The sequence below is a fragment of the Tardiphaga sp. genome, assembly GCF_044340795.1.
In the GTDB taxonomy this organism is placed as follows: domain Bacteria; phylum Pseudomonadota; class Alphaproteobacteria; order Rhizobiales; family Xanthobacteraceae; genus Tardiphaga.
The window spans coordinates 1-4569 of sequence record NZ_JBIISY010000353.1; the positions used below are offsets into that span (position 1 = coordinate 1).

At 63.8% G+C, this 4569-nt stretch carries 3 protein-coding genes; all 3 read left to right on the forward strand.

Annotated features, from left to right (window positions below; translation table 11 throughout):
* The first annotated feature begins 372 nt into the window (after positions 1–372).
* Entirely contained in the window at positions 373–1614 is a 1242-nt protein-coding gene (locus ACIQ17_RS31075) for an NAD(P)/FAD-dependent oxidoreductase (protein WP_398473342.1), read from the forward strand.
* A 154-nt stretch (positions 1615–1768) separates the two neighbouring features.
* The gene (locus ACIQ17_RS31080) at positions 1769–2626 is read left to right on the forward strand and encodes an FAD binding domain-containing protein (RefSeq protein ID WP_398473340.1); all 858 of its coding nucleotides are present in this window, start codon (positions 1769–1771) and stop codon (positions 2624–2626) included.
* A partial coding sequence (locus ACIQ17_RS31085) for a xanthine dehydrogenase family protein molybdopterin-binding subunit (protein ID WP_398473341.1) occupies positions 2623–4569 on the forward strand: 1947 nt, incomplete at its 3' end. The genes ACIQ17_RS31080 and ACIQ17_RS31085, both read left to right, overlap by 4 nt.

Consider the following 4569-nt stretch of genomic DNA (forward strand, 5'->3'; position numbering starts at 1 on the left):
CTCGAGCAGAAGGATCTTGATCTTGTCCTTCGGGAGCGAGAGCTGCGGGGCGGGAACGGCGGTCTTTGACACGGGCGGTGTCCTCTACAGGGCAGTTGAAAAACGACGAAGCAACGGCGGCCCCTGAGGGGCTCCGGCGGGGTCGGGACGCCAGACGCTGGTTCGATTTGGCCGCATCTTTAATCCGGCCATCCCGGCACTGCCAAGTGGGGACACAACAAATTGAAAAATAAGAATTTTTGACTGCCGCCCGGGGGCTTCCCGAGGCCTTTGCGGTCGCCCGGAGAGTCGCACGCCGGTAGCGGAACCGGAACTGGCTTCCCGGCATTGTCAGCCGCTCTCCCCGACGCTCACATCCCAACCCGCGGTGCCATCATTTCCGACCTCGATCCCGATACCACAGAACAGGACGACCTGCATGGCGGACGCTCGCCCTGGTTCGCCAAACTCCCCCGTCCCGCCCGCCATCCGCTCACCGAGGACACACGCTGCGACGCATTGATCGTCGGCTGCGGCATTACCGGTGCGCTGATGGCCGAACGGATGACGCGGCAAGGCCTCGACGTGGTTCTGCTGGACCGCGAGTTGCCGGGTTACGGCAGCACCGCGGCGAGCACGGCGATGCTGCTGTGGGAAATCGACCGCTCGTTACACGAACTGACCGACCTCTACGGCTTCGAGCGCGCCGCGCGCGCCTATCGCGCCAGCTTCGATGCCGTCGGCGGATTGCAATCGCTGATGCGCGATCTCGATCTGCCCTGCGACATGCGGTCAAAATCGTCGCTCTACCTCGCCGCCGGTGAGGACGCGACCAGCCTGATCACCGAGCAGGTCTTGCGCGCACGCGCAGGATTGCCCGGCACGTTTCTCGATCATCGTGCGCTGCTCGGCGCCTATGAAATCACACGCGCCGGAGCGATCGTCTCGCCGAACTCCGCCGATTGCGATCCGATGCAGATGGCCATCGGACTGCTGAATGTCGCGCACGGCCGCGGCGCGCGATTCTACGAGGCGGAAACAGTACGCTACGACAGTGCTTCGCACAGCGTCGGTGTCTCGACGGCGGAGGGGCGGATGATCGAGGCCCGTCACGTCATCCTTGCCACCGGCTATGTGATGCCCGACATCGTGGAGACGAAGGTGCAATCGCCGTCGTCGAGCTGGGCCATCGCGACGGCACCGCAACCCGACCGGCTGTGGCGCGACGGCGTGCTGATCTGGGAGGACAGCAAGGATTATCTCTATGCGCGCACGACGCGCTCCGGCCGCATCATCATCGGTGGCGAAGACAGCGACAAAATCATCGAGCCGGATGCGCGCGATGCACTGATCCCGGCGAAGGCCGATGTCCTGCGCCAGCGTCTGAAAGCTCTCTGGTCACGTGCCGAACTGAACATCACCCATCGATGGGCGGGCACATTCGATACGACGCGCGATGGATTGCCGTTGATCGGCCCTGTGCCCGGTCATCCCAACCTGTTCGCCGCTTACGGCTATGGCGGCAATGGCATCACCTTCAGCTATCTGGCCGCGCAATTGCTCGGCGACCTTATCAACGGCAAGCGGTCGCAACTTCTCGAAGATTTTGCGCTCGATCGCGACGTTGCGGCCTAGCCAGGCCGCAGCGCAACATCGCCGAGGCATTTGCGCAGTGCCGCATTCGCAGGCGCCAAACGCCGCCATTTCCAGCACGCGCACTGATTGACAAGCAACGGACGATTGTTAGCATACAAGTGAATTTTGACGCTCCTGATGAGGGGTAGGTCGGATGAAACCGGCGCCGTTTACACGCCACGTTCCCCGCACGGTGGACGAAGTCGTGAATGCCCTGGCCGAATATGCACCGCAGGACGGACGCATTCTCGCCGGCGGGCAGAGCCTTGTGCCGATCATGGCATTCCGCATGGCGCGACCGGCGCATCTGATCGATATCAATGGAGTCGAAGGGCTCGATCGCCTCGCCGTGGAGGGCGATCATCTGTCCATCGGGGCGCGCGTGCGCCATGGCGCCTTTCATAAGCCGGTCATCGCCGGGCCGCTCGGGCTGCTGCTCGCCTATGTGGCAAAACATATCGCGCATTACCCGATCCGCATGCGCGGCACCTTTTGTGGCAGCCTCGCCCATGCCGATCCGTCCTCGGAATGGTGCCTGACATCCGCAACGCTCGGCGCGCAGCTGGTGGTGAAAAGCGTGCGCGGCGAGCGCATCGTGCCGATCGACGAATTCCTCGAAGGCATCATGACGACTGCGCTGCAGGAAGACGAGTTTCTTGCCGAAGCGCGGCTTCCTTTGCTGCCGGCTGACACGAAGTTCGGCTTCTACGAATTCAGCCGCCGCGCCGGAGATTTCGCGATGTCGGCAGCGCTGGTGACCTATCGACTAATGGATGGCAAGATCACGGACGCGCACATCGGCATCGGCGGCGCCGAGGATCGCGCGCGTCGTATACCCGAGGCAGAGGATGTGCTGAACGGACAGGTGCCCTCGCCCGAGCTGTTCGTCGCGGCCGGCGAAGCGGCGGCGCTGGCTGTCGATCCGATGGAGGATATCCAGACCACGGCCGATTATCGCCGCGACCTCGTCCGCGCCGTGACGCGGCGTGCGCTCGAACATGCACAGCAATGACGGTGCACGGGAAGACCGACCATACCAAGGGATCGGGTACGACATGGGTCGGGCGCTCGATCCGTAGGCTCGAGGACCCCGCGCTCGTCTCGGGGCGAGGACGATTTACGGCTGATCTTCCGGCGACCCATTGGGTCCGCTTCGTCCGCAGCCATGTCGCGGCGGGGACCATCGACAGCATCGATGCGCCTGATGGCATCGGCATGGTGACGGCAGCCGACCTGAAGAGCCTGAAGCCGATCAAGCCGATGCTCAGTAAGTTCAACTACGTGCCGGTCGGGCAGCCGATCCTCGCAGATGGTGTCGTGCGCTTCACCGGCGAATGCATCGCCGCCGTCTATGCACCGGCCAAGGATGAGGCAGAGGACTTTGCCGATCAGGTCGAAGTCGCCATCACCGAGACGCAGCCGCTGACCGACGCGCGCGCGGCTCTCGCCGGCGATGCACCGCGCGTCCATGCCGGGACACAGCACAATGTGATCGTCGAAGGCCATATCGTCACGCCGAAATTCGAGGATGTGTGGACATCCGCCGATCGCATCATCAGGGTCGAGGCGCGCTCGCGCCGGCAGAATGCGACGCCGATGGAAGCGCGCGCCGGGCATGCGATTTATGATCCCCTGACCGAGCGGGTAACGCTGACCTGCACCACGCAGATGCCACACCTGATGCGGACCGCGGTGTGCGATATCCTCGGCATTCCGGAATCTGAACTCCGCGTCATCGCGCCCGATGTCGGCGGCGGCTTCGGGCAGAAGATGTCGCTGGCGCCGGAATATGTGCTGCTGGTGTGGCTCGCGCGGCACCTGCGCAGTTCTGTCGCCTGGACCGAGGACCGCCGCGAGAACCTGATCGCGAGCTTTCACAGCCGCGATCAATATGTCGAACTCGAAGGCGCCTTCGACAAGAAGGGAAAACTGCTCGCCTTGCGGGGCGACATCGTCGCCAATATCGGCGCCTATTCCTGCTTTCCTACCACCTGCGGTGTCGAACCGCTGATGGCGCTGGCCGAACTCCCCGGCCCTTACGATGTCCGCGCCTATGACTGCCGATCCCGCGGGGTGATGACCAATACCTGCCCGATGGCGCCCTATCGCGGCGTCTCGCGGCCGGTGATCACCTTTGTGCTCGAACGGTTGATGGACAAGGCCGCCGGCGCGTTCGGTATCGAGCCTACCGAACTGCGCCGCCGCAACCTGATAGACGCGTTTCCCTACACGTCCGCGACCGGCCTCGTCTTCGACGATGGCACTTATCGCAAGACCATGGAAATGGCGATCGCGGCGATCGGCCTCGGCGCTTTCCGCAAGCGGCAGGAAGCCGCACGCACTGAGGGCCACTATCTCGGCATCGGCTTTGCCACCTTCTCCGAGCGCACCGGCTACGGCAGCCCGGCCTTCGCGGCGCGCGGAATGGAGATCACGCCCGGCTTCGAGACGGTCATCCTCACTGTCGATCCCTCCGGCTTCGTTGAGGCCCGCATCGGCTCGTCGCCGCATGGTCAGGGGCTTCGTACCTCACTGGCGCAGATCATCGCCGACGAGATCGGGGTCGACCCGCAAGTCATCAAAGTGGTGCATGGCGATACCGATCGCTCGCCCTATGGCTGGGGAACATTCGCCAGCCGCTCGCTGGTGCTGTCCGGCGGTGCCAGCCTGATGGCTGCGCAAAAGATCCGGGCCAAGCTCCTGAAGATGGCAAGCCATCTGCTGGAGGCCTCACCGGAGGACATCAAGCTGGAGGAAGGCTCCGCGCATGTGATCGGCACCGACCGCTCGGTCACGATTGCCTCCATGGCGCGTGCGGCCTATCACCAGACGCATATCTTCAAGGGCGAGATCGAGCCGGGCCTATCGGAGAACGCCACTTACGATCCATCGGGGACATTCTCCAATGCCTGCCATGTTGCCGTGGTCGAAGTCGACATAGAGACCGGCAGTGTC

Excerpts from the sequence above, each read along its gene's own strand:
- ACIQ17_RS31080 (WP_398473340.1), top strand. The coding sequence starts at position 1,769 with ATGAAACCGGCGCCGTTTACACGCCACGTTCCCCGCACGGTGGACGAA.